Genomic DNA, 1,985 nt, shown 5'->3' with positions numbered 1-1,985 from the left:
AGCCCGACCACCGCATCGATCTGCCGCCGGGGGAAACCGGGATAGCCCAGCGAATGCCCCGGATTGACGATCTCTATGCCGACCGAACAGGAATTGATGTCGGCCCGTCCGAACCACGAACTCTTGCCGGCATGCCAGGCGCGGTCGCTTTCCCTGACCATCTGCACGATATGGCCATTCTCGTGGACGAGATAATGCGACGAGACCTCGCTGGCCGGGTCGCAAAGCCAGGCCTCGGCCCCGGCGCCGGTCGCCATACCGGTGTAGTGCAGCACGATCATGTCAGGCCTGGGCGTCTCGCGCCGCGGGCCGAAATTCGGCGATACCCTGACTTCGGCACGTGGCTCGTCGGGCAGAAAGCCGCTCATGCGTGGCGCAGGCCCCGCTCGATCATCTCGTAGGCAACGTTGATCGCCGCCACCCTGGTGGTCGCGATCTTGATGAATTCCTGAGGCAGGCCGCGCGCGATCAGCCGGTCCGGATGATTGTCGGAAACCAGCTTGCGATAGCGCTTCCTGACCTCTTCGAACGGCTTGCCGCGCTCGATGCCAAGCACGACATAAGGATCCCCGGCGCCCAGGTTGACATGTCGCGCCATGATGGTCTCGTAATGCGCTTCGTCGATGCGGAAAATCTCGGCGATGCGGTGCAGGAAATGGCCTTCGCGCTCGTGCACCAGCCCGTCGGCCTTGGCGATGTGGAACAGACCGTCGAGTATGTCTTCCAGCATCACACAGTTGGAATGCCCGGAACCGCACATCTGCGCCATCCGCTCGGCATAGGTCTCGAAACCGGCCACGTCGCGCTGGGCGAGATCGAACAGACGCGCCACATTGCGCGTCTCCTTCGGCGGCACTTCGAATATTTCCTGGAAGGCGCGCACCTCGTCCTGGGTGACGATACCATCGGCCTTGGCCATCTTGGCCGACAGCGCGATCATCGCCACCGAAAAGGCGACACGCCGGCGCAAATCCGCATCGCCGGCGAAAACCGTGCGCACGGCCTCGACCACGTCGGCGACACCCGACGAGGCTGAGGATGAAACGCGGGTGATGAATTCGCCGAGGCGATCCCAAATGGACATGGCCTGCTTCTTAGAGCCACCGCCCGCTCCTATCAAGCCGGGACAGTGCCGCAGGCTTTGCGCGACAAATCGATCGGACTCGAACGCCACGGCGCTCGGACAATATGAAAAAGGCCAGCGCGAGCCGGCCTTTCTCATTCATCACACGAAGTACTGCTTGCTCACTACTGCGCGGGCGCAGGAGCTGGTGTTGCCGGAGCCGGCTCGGCAGGCTTCTCGGGTGTGATGCTCTTCGTGGTCGAATTATCCGTTGCCGGAGGCGTCGCGGCCGGCGGCGTGGCTTCCGGGGTAGCCGGCTTCATCGGTTCCTCGGCGGCCGGCGGATTGGTGCTCTGGGTGGTGGTATTGTCCGTACCGCTGTCACTGCAGGCGGCGACGCCAAGCAAGGCCAGAGCGGAAACGGACGCGAGAATGAGCTTTTTCATTTGTCTCTCCTTCAACACACGCTCACGTTGCCGTGAGCGGTCGAAGGACAAATGCGTCAGACGGCCATGAGTTTCGTAACGTTGCGTTTCGACATGTAACATCGTCTGGTCCATTTGCGATTGCCGCTCAGGCCGTGGCGAACTAACAGAATGTGCCGAATCACCGATCGAACGGAAAAGCGCCGGGGGCTGTCATGACCGCAAAATGGGATTTCTGGATCGACCGCGGCGGCACATTCACCGATGTGATCGGCCGAGATCCGGAAGGCGGGCTGCACCCGCGCAAGCTTCTCTCCGAAAACCCCGAAGCCTATAACGATGCTGCCATCCAGGGCATTCGCGACCTTCTTGGCTTGTCGTCCGGAGACACGATCCCAAGCGGCCTGATCGGCGACATCAAGATGGGCACCACAGTCGCCACCAATGCGCTGCTGGAGCGCAAGGGTGACCGCGTGCTTTTGCTCATCACCAAGGGC

General features: G+C 62.1%; 4 protein-coding genes. 1 reads left to right on the top strand and 3 read right to left on the bottom strand.

What is annotated here, in order from left to right; all coding sequences use genetic code 11:
- From EOC06_RS44295 to EOC06_RS34715, 3 genes are all read right to left on the bottom strand, one after another.
- A partial coding sequence (locus tag EOC06_RS44295; protein ID WP_245470327.1) for an N-acetylmuramoyl-L-alanine amidase occupies positions 1 to 368 on the bottom strand: 368 nt, incomplete at its 3' end.
- A complete protein-coding gene (locus tag EOC06_RS34720) occupies positions 365 to 1,084 on the bottom strand; it encodes a DnaJ family molecular chaperone (RefSeq protein ID WP_127268668.1) in 720 nt (239 codons plus the stop codon). The genes EOC06_RS34720 and EOC06_RS44295, both read right to left, overlap by 4 nt.
- A gap of 164 nt (positions 1,085 to 1,248) precedes the next feature.
- Complete coding sequence (locus EOC06_RS34715; RefSeq protein WP_081734943.1) at positions 1,249 to 1,509, bottom strand: hypothetical protein; 261 nt, start codon at positions 1,507 to 1,509, stop codon at positions 1,249 to 1,251.
- A 194-nt stretch (positions 1,510 to 1,703) separates the two neighbouring features.
- Between EOC06_RS34715 and EOC06_RS34710 the strand changes: the two genes are divergently transcribed.
- Positions 1,704 to 1,985 (top strand): hydantoinase/oxoprolinase N-terminal domain-containing protein (locus EOC06_RS34710; RefSeq protein ID WP_164898912.1); only part of this gene is annotated, 282 nt, incomplete at its 3' end.

The organism is Mesorhizobium sp. M7A.F.Ca.MR.362.00.0.0, assembly GCF_004023175.1.
GTDB lineage: Bacteria > Pseudomonadota > Alphaproteobacteria > Rhizobiales > Rhizobiaceae > Mesorhizobium.
Note: the sequence above shows the minus strand (reverse complement) of the source record. Positions and strands in the feature narration are given on the sequence as shown.